Below are 16,483 nucleotides of genomic sequence, written 5' to 3' on the forward strand. Positions count from 1 at the left end.
TTAGTCCCATCTTTCGGACTTCAAACTTTCAGATATATCTTTTTTAAAATGAGGGAATTTGATTTTGCTCACCATTAAATAAGCGAGTACGCATGTACCAAACGCCACGGAAACTGGATTCTTTAAAAAACATAAAATGAGGAGACACATTGCCGCGAATGGGATTGGCATGCCGATAAAGGTCGGGAGTTTGCTTTGCTGTGTGTTAAATCTTGCAAGCCGAAGCATGCCGCAAATACTGTAAGTGAGCGCGCATATCATCCCGATAGACTGCAAATCTTTTAACGAGGCACTATATGCCAGAATAGACGGTGCCACACCAAAAGTAACTAAATCCGCAAATGAGTCCAACTCTCCACCAATTTCCGAAACAGAATCAAGTTTCCGAGCGACCATACCATCTAAAAAGTCAAACAACATACCTGTAATAATAAAAACTGCTCCCAAATAAATATCGTGAACGAAAACAGCGTAAATAGCTAAAAGCCCACATACAAAATTTGCTATCGTAATCATATTTGGTATGAAACTCATAATACACTTCTCCTCCTTTCTACTAATTGCTTCATCTACGTTCTTACTCATTACAATCAAGATCTTTCTGTTTTTCTTCCAATATGACTTTATTTATTTTCGTTAACGTATCTGTCATTTGCTCTAGGGCGTTTATATCGATTTTAGAAAAATATTTCTCAATTAATACATCATCTAACTCCGACAACCGCTCTATATACTTACTACCGTTTGGACCAAGTGTAAGAAAATACTCCCGTTTATTATTAGGGTTTACTTGTTTTGAAATCATCTTCTGTTTCTCCAATTTAGATAAAACTTGACTAACGGCACTTTTTGATATATTAAAAGTAGTCGCAATGTGATTTGCTGTCGTGTTTTCATTTAAATTAATATGAAATAGCATGCTCTCTTGCTGTCCTGTAAGACCGAATTCATCTTTTAACTCCTGGAATAGTAAAATGTAGAATTCATTATAAGCTCGGTTCATTTCATTAATTACTTCTTTATACGTTCTAGTCATAGCGTTATTCCTCCATGCTTTTATTTCGTTTTGTTTAATAGTTAAGTTCACTTAACTTAACTATATTATACCGTTATGTTCGTGTAAAGGGAAATATAACTCTACACTTTACTCACAATGATACAAAAAGAAGACACTCTTCTAAAACAAGTTAAGTCCCTTCTTCCTCACCGCTTCCTTCATCCAAATACCCGATTAATCGTTCTGAATAATCAAAAAGAAAATCAATTAAATTCCATATAGACCCATTACTGGTTAAAATGTTATAATGGAATTACCCTACATAGTTACTCATAGCCAGACTGAGGAACTAGCGTCTTATTAAGTAATGCGCATAACTAAAATAAAAAAGACACTTTACGGTGTCTTTTTTATTTATATCCCTAGGAATTATCTCTTTTATAAACAGACTCTATCAAACAGTAAAGGAGACAAACAGATGGAACATCCTGTTGCAAGAGAATTACGTTTTATACGGGTATGTCTTATCATTTTGATTATTGTCATTGCATTCTGGGATCGTGAGAAAACTGTGGAAATTACTGATCACGGTAGCGACCCTATCTTAAACACCAGCAATATGACCCAAGTTGGTGAGAATACATTTGCATACAAAGACGAATCGAATCAAATTAAAATATTTAAGTTTAATCCAGATACAAATGAAATAAAATTAATAAAAGAGTTTTATGCTAACGAATATTAATTACATGAATTAAATAATTCAAATCTGTAGAAGACACTTTAAAGTGTCTTTTCTTTATGAACTACAAAGTATGAGGACCCAAGCCATTAGCTACAATTACGACTAAGGCTTTTACTATATAAAAAATAAAACATAGTAAGAATAGAATACTCAATTAAATTATTTTTCACTTCACAAACTACATCCAAAAAGTTGGATAACTTCTTTTACTACTCATATTATTAATGAATAAAGCAATAACTACAATAACAACGGAGCCAATTAAAACTGGTGTTACTAAATAACTCCAACTATTTGCCCCTAAAATTACGATAATCGGATCGGCGCCTGCCGGAGGGTGCGTCGTTCTCGTTAACATCATAACGGCTATTGCCATCCCCACCGCTAAAGCAATTGTCCAATATTCATTCCCAAACAAATGATATATTGATAGACCAATGAAAGTTGAAATCAAATGTCCTCCAATAATATTACGCGGCTGAGATAATGGCGCATTCCAAACTCCAAACGCTAATACACAACTCGCACCAAATGGAGCCATTAATAATTCTGTAGAGGTTATGCTCGTTAAATATGTTAAGGTAAGAATTGTTAAAAATCCCCCTAGTAGTCCCGTTAAAGAGTCCTTTACATTTACTTGTAATGGGCTTCTTCCTTTCCCTTTCATTTTTGTAAAATATCGTACACTTATTGGTTGAGGATCTTTCTGCTTAGTTGCTGTTATATTATCCATCGTTCTCCTCCTTTATTTACCAACAATTATAACCCAGCATAACTAACCTGTAAATATTAATTTAAGGGGTTAGTTTTAAAATGCAAAAAAAGAATCAACTGTTATAAGTTGATTCTCTAAACTTCCTCAAATTTTCGATCCTGAAATTTTGCTACCTTTTTCCGGTTCCCACATATTTTCATAGAACACCATTTTCGTTTTCCACTCTTATCTATAAATAATAAAACACAGTCAGGATTTGAACACCTTTTAAGGGAAATAAGCTTATTTTCTGCTATTAACGTTAAAGCGTCAAATGCAATTAACGATGCGAGTACATCCTCGATTTCTCCAACTGGGATAGATACTAGCTGCTGTTCAATGATTTTATATGTAAATGGTGCCTTCTCAATTTGTTTTTCTAAATACGTAATAAAATCATTAGAAATTTCTTGCTGATCAGCAATTGCCTCAAACTGTTTTCTCAATACTTCTCTTACCTCTAATATGCTAGATGTAACTTGATCCATTCGCTTCTGAATTCCTATAAGTGTTTTTTCATTCCAAAAAGGAAGATTAACCTTTATTACATGTAGCCATTCTAATACATCTTCATCTGTTATTAATAAATCATAACGTTGTCCACGCCTAACTAACTCTGTATTTACTAAATCTAATGAGAGATTTCCCGATATAAGCGGGAATTGTTTTGTTTCCTGCATGTACTCATCACCTTCTCTTTAAATAATCATATTCCAAATTAATACAGAAGTACAACTTTTTTATAAACTACAAAGTATGAAGATTAAGGCCTTTAGCCATAATTACGACTAAAGGCTTTTTGTATGTAAGTAAATGAAAAAGGAGCTAATTTTATGGAACATAATAAAAATGGAGTGCTTGCTTTAATTGTTTTATTTTTAGGATTAGTGTTTTTTGTCAGTGGAATGGTTTATCATTTATGGGGCTCATTTTAATTTCAACTTTTAGACAGATAAATAATTCGAATCAGAGAAATGTGCATTTTTCCCTTTTCCTTCCAAAATTAATATAATAAGATATAAAATGTAATACATATAAAGACAAATATATATAGCACTCATTAAAAGTGCTTCTATTTTGGAAGGAAGAAACAAACGATGAACAAAAAGTTATTAGCATCATTATTATGTAGCACATTCTTGTTTGGAGTATCAGCTTGCAGTTCACATGATGCGCCTGCGAAAAATGAGCAGGCGACTTCTAAAAAAACAGAGAATGACAAACTTAGCAGCAAGGATCCGCAAAAAGAACTTCTTACCAATGTAGATTCCTCTGATGTATACATGTCAATGGGATCTGCCGAGTCATTAGATGTTCTAGGGACTGGAGAAGTTAAAGCACAAGGTGTCTTTAAAGTATTAGACATCGCCGTTTATAATCGTAAAGAAGAACCCATTACACTAGATATTAACAACTTTAAATTAATTGATGGATTTGGAAGAGAATATCACATTTCCAATGAATATCAGTCAGTACTTAAAGCTGCGAATATCTCCACATTCAAATTTAATATTGTTAATCCTAATGAAAGTTCGGAAGGAAACATTGTATTTGATGTACCGAAAAACACACAAGGATTAACTTTAAAAATTAATAATGATAAGTTAGATAAAGAACTCCAATTAAAAGTGGAATAGGCCAATAAATGCGTCTCCCTTAACATTCTCTACCGACATAAAAAAGTACAGTCTTTTCTACAGCAGACTGTACTTTTTTATTTATCATTTCACATAACATTCCCTAATTTTTTTGACTAGATGCTCTCCAATCACGAAAAGATGTTGGGCGTCCAGAAAAAGCTCTTTGCTTTGTAACAGATGGTTTTTCTTCAGGAGTCATTGTTTTTTCTTTAAGAGTCGCTGGTTTTTCTTTAAGCGTCACTGATTTTTCTTCAAGAATAGTCACAGCTGTTTGCATTTTCTCTAACTGTTCTTTCAACAATTGTTGTTCAATCTTTAAATCCGTAAGTAAACGTAAAATCATCTCAGAATTAGCCATAAGATCCTCCTTCCCCCAATACACAGAATAAAATACAATATGTAGAAGACAAAATTCCGGTGACAAAAATAAGATCGTCAACTCTTTTTAACTTCCAAAATCCTTTTATTTTTTTAAGGACCTGCTCCATTCACCCTTAAAAACATAAATTAAATTAAATCCATTAATAAATGGTCTTTATGGAAGGAGGAGTTAATATGGGCTATGGCGGTAGTTGTGGTGGTGGCTGTGGTTTCGGCGGCGGATTTGCCTTACTTGTTGTGCTCTTCATCTTATTAATCATTGTTGGCGCTAGCTGTTGGGGCGGCGGATTCGGCTGCTAAGGAGAGGCACTCTTGAGAGTGTCTTTTTTTGATATGTGGCTCGTATACATATTGTTCAAATCTATATATTTTTTAAAAATATAGATTTAAAGCATATTTCTCAATGAATAAAACAATTTAACATGGTAAAATAATAGTTGGATGGGAGTCCAATATATTATTAAAATTAAGATGGTTCAAGTCGAAGGAAGGCACCTTAGGGTGTCTTTTCTTTATGACTTCTATCATCAACAAAGGGTGATACAAACTATTACATATGTTTGTACCACCCTTTATTGATGCGTTTAGACTTCACAGTTGTTGAAGTTTTAGACTTCTCCCTTAGTGTACCCATATTATTAGAACATCCTGTAATCTGTAGACAAAATGTAGCTAATAAAAACAATATTAATAATTTCTTCAATAAATCCTCCTACATGCATAAAACACGATATGTTACAAAACAAACATAACATCAACCCTTTATAAAAACAATATAATCCTCGGTCCTTAAGCTATCTCTTAACATAGGAGTACCGCTACATATTCATCAAGCTAAGATTTTAAAATATCCTTTACTTAAGGAATTTGTAAGTATCAAGTAAGAAAAACGAGAGCTTTGTTTTGTATAATCAAAATATAAAGTGAAGGAAGAAAGATTATTTCTGGGATTAATATGCATGTGACAAGAGAAGAAATCTACGTTTTTTAGAATAATAATATGAGTATGTCCAAGTTTTGGAGATTACTTGCAAATATTTTGAAGTTTTCGCACCAGAATTCTAATTACCATACCTGTTTTGTACCATCACGTATTGGAGGTTAAAACATGAATAAAAAAAAGAAAATACAAAGATCAGTACTTACCTTTCCCCTACTCTTTTCTTTAGGCGTTTCATCTTTCCCGCTTACAACAACTATTCACGCAGATACACGCGAAGAACAATCTGCTGAAAAGAAACTAGTCTCTTTAACGGAGCGTACATCATTATTTTTTGAATATCTCCAGCAAGGTAAGTATGCAGAGGCACTACAGTTGACGTCTACTGCTTTTCGATCCAAGTTTACAGCAACCACATTACAAAACTGGTGGACACAAAGTGGCTGGAGCGGGATAAAAAGCATGGGAACCCCCGTGATAAAAGAACGAAACTTGGTCCATCAGACGGTAGAAATTCCAGCAGCTACCGAAGGAACTACCATACCGCTACTCCTTAAATTCACACCTGGCGGGAAAGTAGATGAAATTGGAGAAAGGCCACCCGAAGAATCTTATACCATCCCACATCCTAGCTATGATCAACCTGACTCCTATCAAGAACGTGAAATCGTCATTGGAAATTCTACCTATCCGTTACCAGCGACATTAACAGTTCCGAAGCATCAGCGTGGTGAAAAGGTACCCGTCGTTGTTCTTGTGCATGGTGCTGGCATCCATGATCGCGATGCTACCTATTTGGGAACAAAAATCTTACGAGACCTTGCGGTGGGCCTTTCATCCAACGGAATTGCAGTGTTGCGCTATGAAAAACGTACCTTAGAACATGCATTAAAGATGAGTGCAGAACCTGTTACATTAGACCGTGATACTACAGATGATGCCATATATGCAGCAAAGTCAGCAGCGCAGCAGGAAGGCATTGATCCAAATAATATTTTCATTCTCGGACATAGCCAAGGAGCTGGCACAATGCCGCGTATACTGAGCAAAGCGCCTTCCTCACTTGTTCGAGGAAGTATCTTACTCGCACCACCTGCACGCCCTTTGACTGACATTGCCATTGATCAGTATGAATACCTTGGGGCATCAAAGGAAGAAATCGATGAACTAAAAAGACAGGCTGCTTTTATTCAGGACCCTACTTTCAATCCTGACCATCCTCCAGCTGGCTACAATTTTGGGTCACCTCATTTTATGTATGATGTTTCTAGGTGGCGTCCAGTTGAAGAGGCAAAATCAAGAAAAGAGCCTTTACTCATTCTGCAAGGAGCACGCGATTATCAAGTAACAGTAAAAAATGAATATACAAAATGGCAGAAAGGACTTTCAAACCGTGGGAATGTTCAGTTCAAAAAATATCCGAAATTGAATCATTTCTTCACGGAGGGTGACGGGGAATTAAGCCTCCCTAGTGAATATGAAATCCCTGCTAATGTTCCAGAGTACGTCATCCAGGACATTATTACATGGGTTAACGAGACAAAAAAATAAGAAAACATCAAAAGCCTTCATGCAATCATCATTGCGTGAAGGCTTTTTGAAACTAGTGATTTAGAGATAGCTATTATAATGCACCAAAATGAGAATTATATTTTTCTACGTACTAAATAAAACGCTAAGGAACCCATAATAACAGGTACAACGAAGTCAAAGAAATGTGAAAAAGTAAAAGTAAAAAGAAATGGTATAAGTGTATAGATAACTGCTAGTCCTATAAATAAAGGAATTCCAAATTGAAACTCTCGACATCGTTTAATTTTCCTATATAAAACTTCCCCAAGTAAACAAGCTATGAGAGCTGGTATACTACCATAAGTGACGATAGTTTTTATGAATCCATGTAAAACGTCCGGGTGAATAAAGCTAGGATTAAAAATATATGAAATTAAGAACCATCCAAAAATAAAAGCAAACAGACTTGCAGCATAACTAACTACAAATTTTATCAAAGTAAGCAACGTAATCATCCCCATAATTCCCTAATATTATCTTCATTGTATCATTTTCTCTTAAAAAGACTCCAAAAGGATATACTTGCCCTTCAGTTGTCTTTTTTAACGCTTGTTCAAGACGTATTTTTTGATGTTATTTTGTATAAAAAACTTTTGGGAGCAACCTGTTCTGTTAGGTTGATAGCGATGTGGCGGTACCCCTAATACAATAAGAAAAACAAAAAGAACTTGTAGAAATCACTACAAGTTCTTTTTGTTTTAAAGCGAATACACGGGACACATAAATTATCTTATTATTCATAACGGGGAAACCATATTGATTACGGCTTGATTCCATTATATAACAAATATTAACATCCAGAGTTTTAGTGTTTGAAAATTATGTGAATTAATAAATAAAGGTCCGCCCTTCCTCTAAAAATCTCATTTATTGATTTTATATAAACCGTTTTAAATCAACATTGATATCATAATCAATTAATAAAAATGCCGTGTCCACTGCTTTTTTATTTAACAAAAAAAAGAACCTGCAAACCCGCAGATTCTCTTGATAATGATTTATATAAGTAGGACCTGAAAATATAATACAATAATTCAAAAATGAGTTCAAGTAAATAAAAAGAACCCGCTGGAGTTCGGGTCCTTTCAAAAGTGATGATGTTTTCTCGGCTTAGGAACTGAGAAAATACAAAAATATAATACATCGAGATTTAGAGAATTTCAATACCTAAATTAAAAATTGCCTTGGGGTGGATGAACATGGATAGGTAGCCAATCCACTGCTTTTTTTATTTCGCATAGGAAAAAGGAACCTGTAATGAATCCTTTTCACAATGCTACTTTATACTTATTGATTTTCCGCTTTACATCCATAAAAGCTAGTAATGCTGCAATAGCGCAAAGACCTTTAAACCAAAGGAATTCGGAAGAAAATAGTCCACCAAAGAAAGCGACCGAGTGTACAAAACAAGTAATACCAAATAGCCAAAGCATGAACTTTAATTCCTTTGAGGAATACTTATAGTTTTTAAATCTTTCCCACATATGTATCAACTTCTATTGTCCTGATGTTCTGTAGTTTTTCTTGATAATATCTCGCATATTTAAGACAAAGAATAGAAAGAAAACCAAGGCTATGATACCGTTAACCCAATAGTATGTATGTCCTGTTGTGAATCCAGTATAGAAAGAAAAGGAATTCCAAACTAAAAGGATTGTTGAACAGATAGTAGAGATCAATAATGAACTAAAACTTCTCATGATTTTTACCTCAATTCAAATTTTTAGAACTTTTTGTATAATTATATAAAAGAGGAGTTAGACAAATTACTTCCTACAATATGAGTAAAGTGATAAATTGTATTTGTTATATAATGAAAACAAGCCATATGTAAGATGGTTTCCCCGTTACGATTAATGAGATAGTTTGATTCACCTTTTATACATTATCTGAAAAAGAACTTGTAGTGATTACTAGCTGTTCTTATTGTATTAGAAAAGAGCTCTTTAAATATAGAAGAAATAATGAAGTGTTTATTTCTCGCTTGTTAATTAAAAGTTTGTATTTTAACAGGTTTCATTAATAAACATACTTTTTATATCATTCAACAGTAAAAAATAAGGAAAAAGAGAAGAACCACCAATATTCTTCCCTTTTTCCTGTAATTAGGGTTTCTATATTAATGAATATAGAAGATTATAAAATGTTGGATGCAACAATTTACAATCAAAATTATAGCAAGATTAAAGGGTATTTTTTTATGCAATATTGCATAAAAGATTATGATTTATCTAATATACATGTCTAATGAGGAACACAAAATTCTACATAGGATGAATTTAATCCTTACGGTTTCTTTACAGTGAATTAAAAGGAGCAAAGACAAAAAGGTTAATTTTATCAATACGAGTTTTTTCTTTTATATATTAAAATGAAAGTACCCTTTCAATGTATACTGACCCCTTCAGAAATCGTGAAGGGATTTTTTTATTTAATAAATAAGTTCTACAAAACATACAAAATGTTAAACTTATAAAACCCAGTGATATCATTATGTGTGCATGAAGTCACTGGGTTTTTCTTTGTTATATAAATTTTATATAACAAAGAAAAAAGAAGCCGCTATGGATGCTTCCTCTAAAAATTTATCGCTACAAGGGGTAGCTCAGGACTTATGAGTACTTCTGTTGATGCTTCTAAACAACTACATAACTGGGTTAAGGAAGTTTTTGCTACACTTTGGTTAAGCCATACGCATAAAGCTACTAAATCTTGTGCTTGATACTTACTTGTTCGCTGTACAAATCCAACATCTCTAGCTAGATTCTGTAAGGTATTTGAGGATAAAAGACTCTTAATCTCCTGTGCAAATAATTGTAAGTCGTCAGATACAGAATTAGACATACAAAAAACGCCATCCTTTCCTATAATTCTACAGTAAGAATAACGTCTTTTTTGCTTAATGAATAGTGTGAAACCTTAGCTTTATGGAAATGTGACGGTACCTCATTTAGTCGTTTGATAACATTACATAATTTTCGTTATCGAAAGTTACCGTATTCATGTTTTAAAAGAGAATATACCTTAGAATCGCAATACATACCATTGATCATTACACTTTGTCTCAATGTTCCTTCATATGTCATTTTTAGCTTTTGCATAACTCGTTCAGACGCTGTATTCCTTATGTCGCATCTTCCTTCAATACGATTTAAATCTAATTCTTGAAAGCCAAACTTTATTAGTTCTTCTAAAGCTTCAACGATCACTCCTTTTCCCCAATACAGTGGGTTAATAACGGCTCCTAAAGAAGCGCTACTGTGTGATAATTTCCAGATGCCACAGGTTCCAATAGCTTTCTGATCCCCCTTAAACATAATAGACCATATGAAAGACTTACCTTTCTTAGCTGTATCCATCGTATTTTCTAAAAAAATACGAGTTTCATCTTTATTTTTATGTACCTCTCGAGGTACATATGTAGTTGTTTGAGGATCCGAATAGACTTCAAATAAATCATCTAAATCATGAAAATCTAGTTTTTTTAATAAAAGACGCTTTGTTTCTAATTTTGGGATTTTATATGTATCTTCCATACTCTCACCTCAGTTAATCGTTATTTATATATTATATACCTTATTCATGTAAAGTTTACATAACCTATCATTATAAGTAGTCAACAATGAATAGAATTTTCGTTATGGGGGGATTTTGATTTTTTAGGTTGATAGCGATGGGGGCACTTCAAAATCTTAGCTTGATGGGCATGGGGTATTTCTTTTTATTAGCTGAATAGCAATGTGGAGTTACCTCTTTATAAATTTGTTATGTTGTTGTACACTTGTTTATTATTTGATGTGGTTAATTTTCAAAGGAGAATTTTGATGAAAAAATATAAAGTATGTCAAAGTTGTGGAATGCCTCTTTCGAAAGATGAATTAGGTGGAGGTACAGAAAGTAATGGGAGTAAAAGTGTTAAATATTGTAGTCATTGTTATATGGATGGTAAGTTTGTTCAAGATATTACAGCAATACAAATGCAACAATTTGTACAAGAACATTTAATAAAAAATATAAAAACCCCTAAATTTCTTGCTAAGTTTCTTGTAAGAAATATTCCTAAATTAGATCGTTGGAAATAGTTTATTAGTTATATAATGTTATCATGCGTTATTTAGAACCTAGTAAATTTATTTAAAAGTTTACATTTTAACATTTTTTTCGAAATCCAACGTATAATGCTATGAGCATTCACAACATAGTTTAGGTCATTAAAAGAAAAACCACAGCAATTGCTGTGGTTTTTCTTTTTGAAACTGTGAAATCATAAGTTAAAAATAAGCTTAGTTCTCATAATCAGCTGTAGAGAGATAAAAATTTCGTTTTGGGGGGAACTTCAAAATCTTAGGTTGATGGCAATGTGGCGAGACCCCTTATTCAACATACATATGACAATGACATAGCTAGTTTTTATACAAATACATAATCCAGATATAACATGTTATACTCAAAAAGAAATAAGCAATCCTACTTATTTTTAAGGCAAGTAAGTAGATTATATTTCATTAGTTTAGGGATATGTACAAAAAAAGAACCTATTAGGTTCTTTTTTTGTACATATCCTTATTTTTCAAATTCTTTAAAAGTATCTTTTAAATCTTTATCTGATATTTTTATATCTGCTTTCTTGAATAAATCTTTGAAGAATTGTTGTTGCCATTGTTGATCTTGTAAACGTTTCTGTTCCAATTCCTTACGAATATTATCTTTTTCCTGATCAAAAGGTTTTAACTCTTTTTTCTCTGTTAATTTAATAATATGGTAACCATAAGAAGCTTTTATTGGATCACTTACTTGTCCAACTTCTAATTTATAAGCGGCTTCTTCAAATTCAGGCTTCATTTCACCTGGACCAAACTCAGGTAATTCTCCACCTTTTTCTTTTGAACCAGGATCCTCTGAATATTGTTTTGCTAATGCTGCAAAATCTTCTCCATTATTTAATTTTTCTTTTATTTCTTTCGCCGTTTTTTCATCTTTTACTAAAATATGACTTGCTTTTAATTTTGGCTTATAAAGGCTTTTTATTTCTTTTTCTGTAACCGAAGCTTTAACAGCTTTTTCAAAAGCTATTTGTGATTTAATTTTCTTTTTAAGATCATCTTCATCTTTAGCTCCAGCCTGTGTTAAATAGGCTTTGAAATTATCACCCATTTGTTTTTTTAATTCTTCAACTTTTTTCTTTGCTTCATCATCTGAAACTTTATATTTATCTAGTAAAATCTTGTTTAACATTGCTTGTTGTAGAACGACTTTTCCCGCTGTCTCTTTCAACTCTTTATTAAATTCTTCTTGGGTCAAATTTCCTGATTTTGATGTTGCAAGATTATCTGAATTACCACATGCAGATAATAGTAAAACACTGCTCATTGCAGCACCAATAAAAATACGTCGTTTATTCAATATTATATACCTCGCTCTATAAATTAATTTGCATTTCATTATATCAAACTATTTATAATATATTTGCTATTCCCTTAATAAAATAGGACTTTTATAAGAATTACGATTTATTTATTCTTATCGCAAATGTAATATATCCAAATTTGTATATTAAAAATGATACCTATCTAGGTTTATTTGGTATGATTATTTTTAAGGACACAAAATATTGGAAGGTTTTTTTAGTTCATATGAACGAAATTTCATTTTTTTCACTCTTAGGTTGATGGGTTTAGGCTATCACCAATTAAACTTTTACGTGCAGTAATACTCCCCTATATTGATGATATAATAGGCCGCTCAACTTTATTTTCTTTTTATTGATGGGATCGCTCATTCGAAATTGCATTATATAAAAATTGTGCATACTGTTCACGTGTTACTTTCATATCCGGAGCAAATTTCCCTTCTCCAACTCCTACTGCAATATGGTTCGATTGCACGGCACTAATCGCATCTTTTGCCCATGAATTTGCTGGAACATCGTTGAAATTATGTGGAGCCTTCACATCTAGTTTAAAAGATTTCGTAATAACTTGTGCCATTTCTGCACGTGTTAATGTAGCTTTCGGTCTAAAGTTTCCTTGATCATCCCCTTGGAAAATCCCTAGCTTAGTTAAAGCTAATATTTCCTCAGGAAACATTGTTGAATTTTTATTGATATCTCTGTATGGATTTTCATATTCATCTTGTTTTTCTATATGCAAAGTACGGTAAATTAACGCAGCTACTTGTTCACGTGTTACATCGTCTCCCATACCAAATATTCCATTTCCATAACCCGCAATAATTCCTTCATCCGCTAAATTATGAATCGCATGAAATGCCCAGTGTCCTTGTGGGACATCCTTGAATCTATTTCTATTTACTCCGGCATCGATTGTTACATCGTCATTTGAAAGAATAATAGTGTCTGTTACTCCAGCTTCATTTACATCGGAGTCAACCGTTACATTTTGTCCACTTTGTTTTGGCATGAAGATATAACCAGATGATTTCTCTACTTGTACACGATATGTGTTTGCTGTTAACCCATCAAACAAGTAGCGCCCTTCTTCATCTGTTTTTCCTTCTTTTATTACATTACGATCTTTATTTAACAGTTGAACACGAACGCCGTCCATTCCCTTTTCACTTTGATCTTGAATGCCGTTTTGATTATTATCCTCCCATACTCGGCCGCCTAACTTGAGAAGTTTATGAGATTGTAAATCATTTTTTATTACATCCCAAATTGGATTATCTTGACGTATTGGTTTCCCCTCTTCATCCCATTTTATTTTTCCTGTTCCTAATTCATAATTCATTCCTGTCCAAGTATCTTCACGGAATGCATAGAATGATTTGTGCCATTCCTTTTGATTGAATATAGACATTAAGTCTTGCATATATTGAGGTGCTCCTGGAACGGTACGATTAATCCCAAATTCCTCAGCTATGATTCGATTAGATGGTATATGATTTTTCTCAGACCAATTTTGAACAGGCTGTAAGAATGTATTTAATCCATCTTTATCCCACATCATAGGTGTTTTTAATTCTCCTACTTTTACAATTCCAGGATATTGATACTCTTTATTTTGATTTTCACGTTGGCTTGTTAATTGATATGGCTCATACATATGAAATGCATACAATGTCTTATTATCTTTAACTGGTTCAAGATATTTAAAAGCCCAAGGTGTGGCATATAGACCTGAATTTAAAATAATGGGTGTTTCTTTATCTACTTCTCGAATTGAATTAACAACTTTTTGATAAAATTTATTTAAATCTGCTGGGGTCCCCTTCACTTTTGAATACCATTTCTCATAATCTTCCGTCCAAAAATCATTATATTTATTTTTCTTAGATGTTTCTGGGTGTGGCTCATTTATAATATTGTAACCAACCACAGCAGGATGATCTTTTAATTCAAGCGCAAGGTCCTTCCAAAATTGGCTTGCTTGTTCTTGATATTTTTCTTCTTCCCAGATTCTATCATCATTCTTATTATTGTTAAATTGACGCCAACGATCACCAGGTAATGAAAGCATTGTAAGTACAACTTTAACTCCTTGTGATTGTGCAGCATCTAAATCTTTTTTTAATTTTGCTACATCCTCTTTCACTAATCCTTGATAGTTATCTGCATTACCTATAAGAAAATCTTTTCCTGGTGTATCTGGTTTGTCTCCAGAGAAGAAAGCTTCATCTTTTGCCCATTTATCAGGTGCTAAACGAACATATTCAATATTGGCCTCCTTTGCACTCTTGTAATTCTCAGGTAATGAAGTGCTATTCATAAAATTAGTGCCTGTTCTTTTAGAATTCCAAAAATCCATTTTGGAACCTGCACTTTTGTATATCTCAGCTTTCACATTCATTTCTTGTATCCCTAAGCTCATCATGCCTATTAATGCGACTATCGGTATGATTTTTTTCATAACTTCTCCCTCGTTTCGTGTTAGTTTCCTATTATAAAATAAATCAATTATGTTACATAAATGTGACAATTTGAAATAAACATATTTTATTGATCTATAGAACCCTTTTAGGGATTTGAAAAAACATATAATTCTTTCCTTTACTTACCCCTATCTTATATCTTGTGTAACCGCCTTGAATTCTAAATTCCTTGGTAGTCTTAACTTTATAAACATTTGATTTCGAGTTACACAACATATAAAAGATTGTTAATTATACTATTTGGCGTACCACCAAATAGCCATCAAGCTAATATTTTAAAGTATCCCAAAAAGCTAATTACTTATCTAAAAAAGACAAGTAGTTAGCTTTTTGGGATACTACTGATAACGGAAATTATGAAAAAAAGTTAGCTTGAATCTAGCTTTTTCTTTTTGGCTATTTTCGTAAACAGTCTTTTTTCTTGATTACCGGTATTTTAATCTCTTTATTCATCAAATTTTGAATGTATACTTTTCCTTTGAATTTTGAGGTATCAGGGGAATTGAGATAAATTAAACAAAGGATTTCAATGTAAGCTTTTGGCTAAAAGTTTACTTTGGAGTTTTGAATCATTTATAACTAACTTTGTAATAAATTTCTCAATATAGATATACTTGTTAATTATGGTTCTAATATTCAAAATTAATGAAAAATAAATTATAATAACAATATGATAGTTATCCTTTTGTTTACTCCTTGTGCTAAAGATAAGATTGTGTTCCCGATCTTATCTTTTTTCTTTGTAGATTTTTGATACAAAAAAAGAATCCTTATCATAAGGATTCTGCAACAGGAAAGAACAAACATATAATAATAAAAAGAATTACTTATATTATAATTTAATAATAAGACAAAAATATTGAGAAAATTTAGAATGAATTGAATGTCACTACACGCTTAATTATAATTGATTAGGAGTTGGAGTAGTAATCTGTCATCTATTCCTTTTTTAAAGAAGATTGATCTCAATCTTCTTTTTTTTGGTGTTTTTTCCTCTTCCTTAAAAAAAGGAAAATAATCACTTAAGAATTGTGGAAATTGCTTGCTTGTAAACTAGTTGTTGCAGACCAAGAGCGTAAAAAAATCCATCAGCGACAAGCAGAATGGATTGCTGTAGCTAAATCTCAAGGAAAGCACTTAGGACGTCCTCAATTTAACCTTTCAACATTAAGCACAAAGCAACTAATTATAATAGAAGAAACTTACCCAAAGTGGAAAAATAGAGAAATAACAGGAGTTAAGTTTATGGAGCTATTAGAACTGAAGAAAAATACTTTTTATAAAATAGTGAAAGAATATGAAGAAAACAAAGTAGAAACTAATTTATAACGAATTAGAGCCGGAAATTTCTTAGAGTAGAAAAATCGGCTTCTTTTATGTCGAAATTTACTTAGCGTATATTTTCGTTAAAATGCGGGTGGTACCCCATCGCTATCAAGCTAAGAAAAGCAAATACCCCCTAAACGAAAAAATAAGCCGTTTTCTATTAAAAATACACGGAATTTTCATCCTGGGGGTGTTATAAAATTCTTAAGTTAATGGGTATGTATGGTGTCCCCCTAAT

At 32.5% G+C, this 16,483-nt stretch carries 16 protein-coding genes and 3 pseudogenes; 6 read left to right on the plus strand and 13 right to left on the minus strand.

All coding sequences use genetic code 11. The features are described from left to right. Together pssA and ACTFSL_RS17200 are read right to left on the minus strand one after the other, a co-directional pair. Positions 1–585, minus strand: a complete 585-nt coding sequence (gene pssA, locus ACTFSL_RS17195; protein WP_153016478.1) for a CDP-diacylglycerol--serine O-phosphatidyltransferase — start codon at positions 583–585, stop codon at positions 1–3. Next, complete coding sequence (locus tag ACTFSL_RS17200) at positions 578–1,036, minus strand: MarR family winged helix-turn-helix transcriptional regulator (protein ID WP_000198939.1); 459 nt, start codon at positions 1,034–1,036, stop codon at positions 578–580. Before ACTFSL_RS17200 ends, pssA begins: the two co-directional genes overlap by 8 nt. Before the next feature lie 439 nt (positions 1,037–1,475). On the opposite strand from ACTFSL_RS17200, the gene ACTFSL_RS17205 reads away from it, so the two are divergent. Continuing rightward, positions 1,476–1,742 carry a YmzC family protein gene (locus ACTFSL_RS17205; RefSeq protein WP_000400965.1) on the plus strand — a complete coding sequence of 89 codons (267 nt, stop codon included), beginning with the start codon at positions 1,476–1,478 and terminating at the stop codon, positions 1,740–1,742. Between the two features lie 178 nt (positions 1,743–1,920). On the opposite strand, the gene ACTFSL_RS17210 is transcribed toward ACTFSL_RS17205, so the two are convergent. Both ACTFSL_RS17210 and ACTFSL_RS17215 read right to left on the minus strand, forming a co-directional pair. After that, positions 1,921–2,475: an HPP family protein gene (locus tag ACTFSL_RS17210; RefSeq protein WP_000368844.1), complete on the minus strand. Its 555-nt coding sequence runs from the start codon at positions 2,473–2,475 to the stop codon at positions 1,921–1,923. Between the two features lie 116 nt (positions 2,476–2,591). Beyond that, entirely contained in the window at positions 2,592–3,176 is a 585-nt protein-coding gene (locus ACTFSL_RS17215) for a CGNR zinc finger domain-containing protein (protein ID WP_001158435.1), read from the minus strand. 417 nt (positions 3,177–3,593) lie between these two features. Between ACTFSL_RS17215 and ACTFSL_RS17220 the strand changes: the two genes are divergently transcribed. Continuing rightward, positions 3,594–4,133, plus strand: coding sequence for a DUF4352 domain-containing protein (locus ACTFSL_RS17220; RefSeq protein ID WP_059304062.1), 540 nt, complete (start codon positions 3,594–3,596; stop codon positions 4,131–4,133). Between the two features lie 103 nt (positions 4,134–4,236). Here ACTFSL_RS17220 and ACTFSL_RS17225 read toward each other — a convergent pair whose 3' ends face one another. Continuing rightward, the gene (locus tag ACTFSL_RS17225) at positions 4,237–4,494 is read right to left on the minus strand and encodes a hypothetical protein (protein WP_000013694.1); all 258 of its coding nucleotides are present in this window, start codon (positions 4,492–4,494) and stop codon (positions 4,237–4,239) included. A 197-nt stretch (positions 4,495–4,691) separates the two neighbouring features. Between ACTFSL_RS17225 and ACTFSL_RS17230 the strand changes: the two genes are divergently transcribed. Together ACTFSL_RS17230 and ACTFSL_RS17235 are read left to right on the plus strand one after the other, a co-directional pair. Further along, on the plus strand, positions 4,692–4,817 hold the full coding sequence (locus tag ACTFSL_RS17230; RefSeq protein WP_000540377.1) for a YjcZ family sporulation protein: 126 nt from the start codon (positions 4,692–4,694) through the stop codon (positions 4,815–4,817). 808 nt (positions 4,818–5,625) lie between these two features. After that, positions 5,626–7,008 (plus strand): alpha/beta hydrolase family protein, encoded by a 1,383-nt coding sequence (locus ACTFSL_RS17235; protein ID WP_059304063.1) that lies wholly within the window; start codon positions 5,626–5,628, stop codon positions 7,006–7,008. A gap of 95 nt (positions 7,009–7,103) precedes the next feature. Here the strand turns inward: ACTFSL_RS17235 and ACTFSL_RS17240 are convergent, their stop codons facing one another. The 6 genes and pseudogenes from ACTFSL_RS17240 to ACTFSL_RS17265 all read right to left on the minus strand — a co-directional run bounded on the left by ACTFSL_RS17240 (position 7,104) and on the right by ACTFSL_RS17265 (position 10,565). After that, entirely contained in the window at positions 7,104–7,484 is a 381-nt protein-coding gene (locus ACTFSL_RS17240) for a hypothetical protein (protein ID WP_059304064.1), read from the minus strand. Positions 7,485–7,509: 25 nt separating this feature from the next. Next, a pseudogene (locus ACTFSL_RS17245) lies at positions 7,510–7,632 on the minus strand (GNAT family N-acetyltransferase); the annotation flags it as partial. A 665-nt stretch (positions 7,633–8,297) separates the two neighbouring features. Beyond that, a complete protein-coding gene (locus tag ACTFSL_RS17250; RefSeq protein WP_059304065.1) occupies positions 8,298–8,513 on the minus strand; it encodes a hypothetical protein in 216 nt (71 codons plus the stop codon). Between the two features lie 12 nt (positions 8,514–8,525). Further along, positions 8,526–8,729 carry a hypothetical protein gene (locus ACTFSL_RS17255; RefSeq protein ID WP_075313732.1) on the minus strand — a complete coding sequence of 68 codons (204 nt, stop codon included), beginning with the start codon at positions 8,727–8,729 and terminating at the stop codon, positions 8,526–8,528. Positions 8,730–9,633: 904 nt separating this feature from the next. After that, a pseudogene (locus ACTFSL_RS17260) lies at positions 9,634–9,873 on the minus strand (IS4 family transposase); the annotation flags it as partial. 137 nt (positions 9,874–10,010) lie between these two features. Beyond that, positions 10,011–10,565 (minus strand): GNAT family N-acetyltransferase, encoded by a 555-nt coding sequence (locus ACTFSL_RS17265; protein ID WP_059304067.1) that lies wholly within the window; start codon positions 10,563–10,565, stop codon positions 10,011–10,013. Positions 10,566–10,853: 288 nt separating this feature from the next. Between ACTFSL_RS17265 and ACTFSL_RS17270 the strand changes: the two genes are divergently transcribed. Continuing rightward, positions 10,854–11,111, plus strand: a complete 258-nt coding sequence (locus ACTFSL_RS17270) for a zinc ribbon domain-containing protein (protein ID WP_000760218.1) — start codon at positions 10,854–10,856, stop codon at positions 11,109–11,111. Between the two features lie 481 nt (positions 11,112–11,592). Here the strand turns inward: ACTFSL_RS17270 and ACTFSL_RS17275 are convergent, their stop codons facing one another. Both ACTFSL_RS17275 and ACTFSL_RS17280 read right to left on the minus strand, forming a co-directional pair. Then, positions 11,593–12,432 carry a peptidylprolyl isomerase gene (locus tag ACTFSL_RS17275; RefSeq protein WP_059304068.1) on the minus strand — a complete coding sequence of 280 codons (840 nt, stop codon included), beginning with the start codon at positions 12,430–12,432 and terminating at the stop codon, positions 11,593–11,595. A gap of 356 nt (positions 12,433–12,788) precedes the next feature. After that, on the minus strand, positions 12,789–14,897 hold the full coding sequence (locus ACTFSL_RS17280; protein ID WP_080446900.1) for an S-layer homology domain-containing protein: 2,109 nt from the start codon (positions 14,895–14,897) through the stop codon (positions 12,789–12,791). 1,081 nt (positions 14,898–15,978) lie between these two features. Between ACTFSL_RS17280 and ACTFSL_RS17285 the strand changes: the two are divergent. After that, positions 15,979–16,248, plus strand: a pseudogene (locus ACTFSL_RS17285) (recombinase family protein); the annotation flags it as partial. Positions 16,249–16,483: the final 235 nt, after the last annotated feature.

This window comes from Bacillus cereus group sp. MYBK108-1 (genome assembly GCF_051917185.1).
Classification (GTDB): Bacteria; Bacillota; Bacilli; order Bacillales; family Bacillaceae_G; genus Bacillus_A; species Bacillus_A cereus.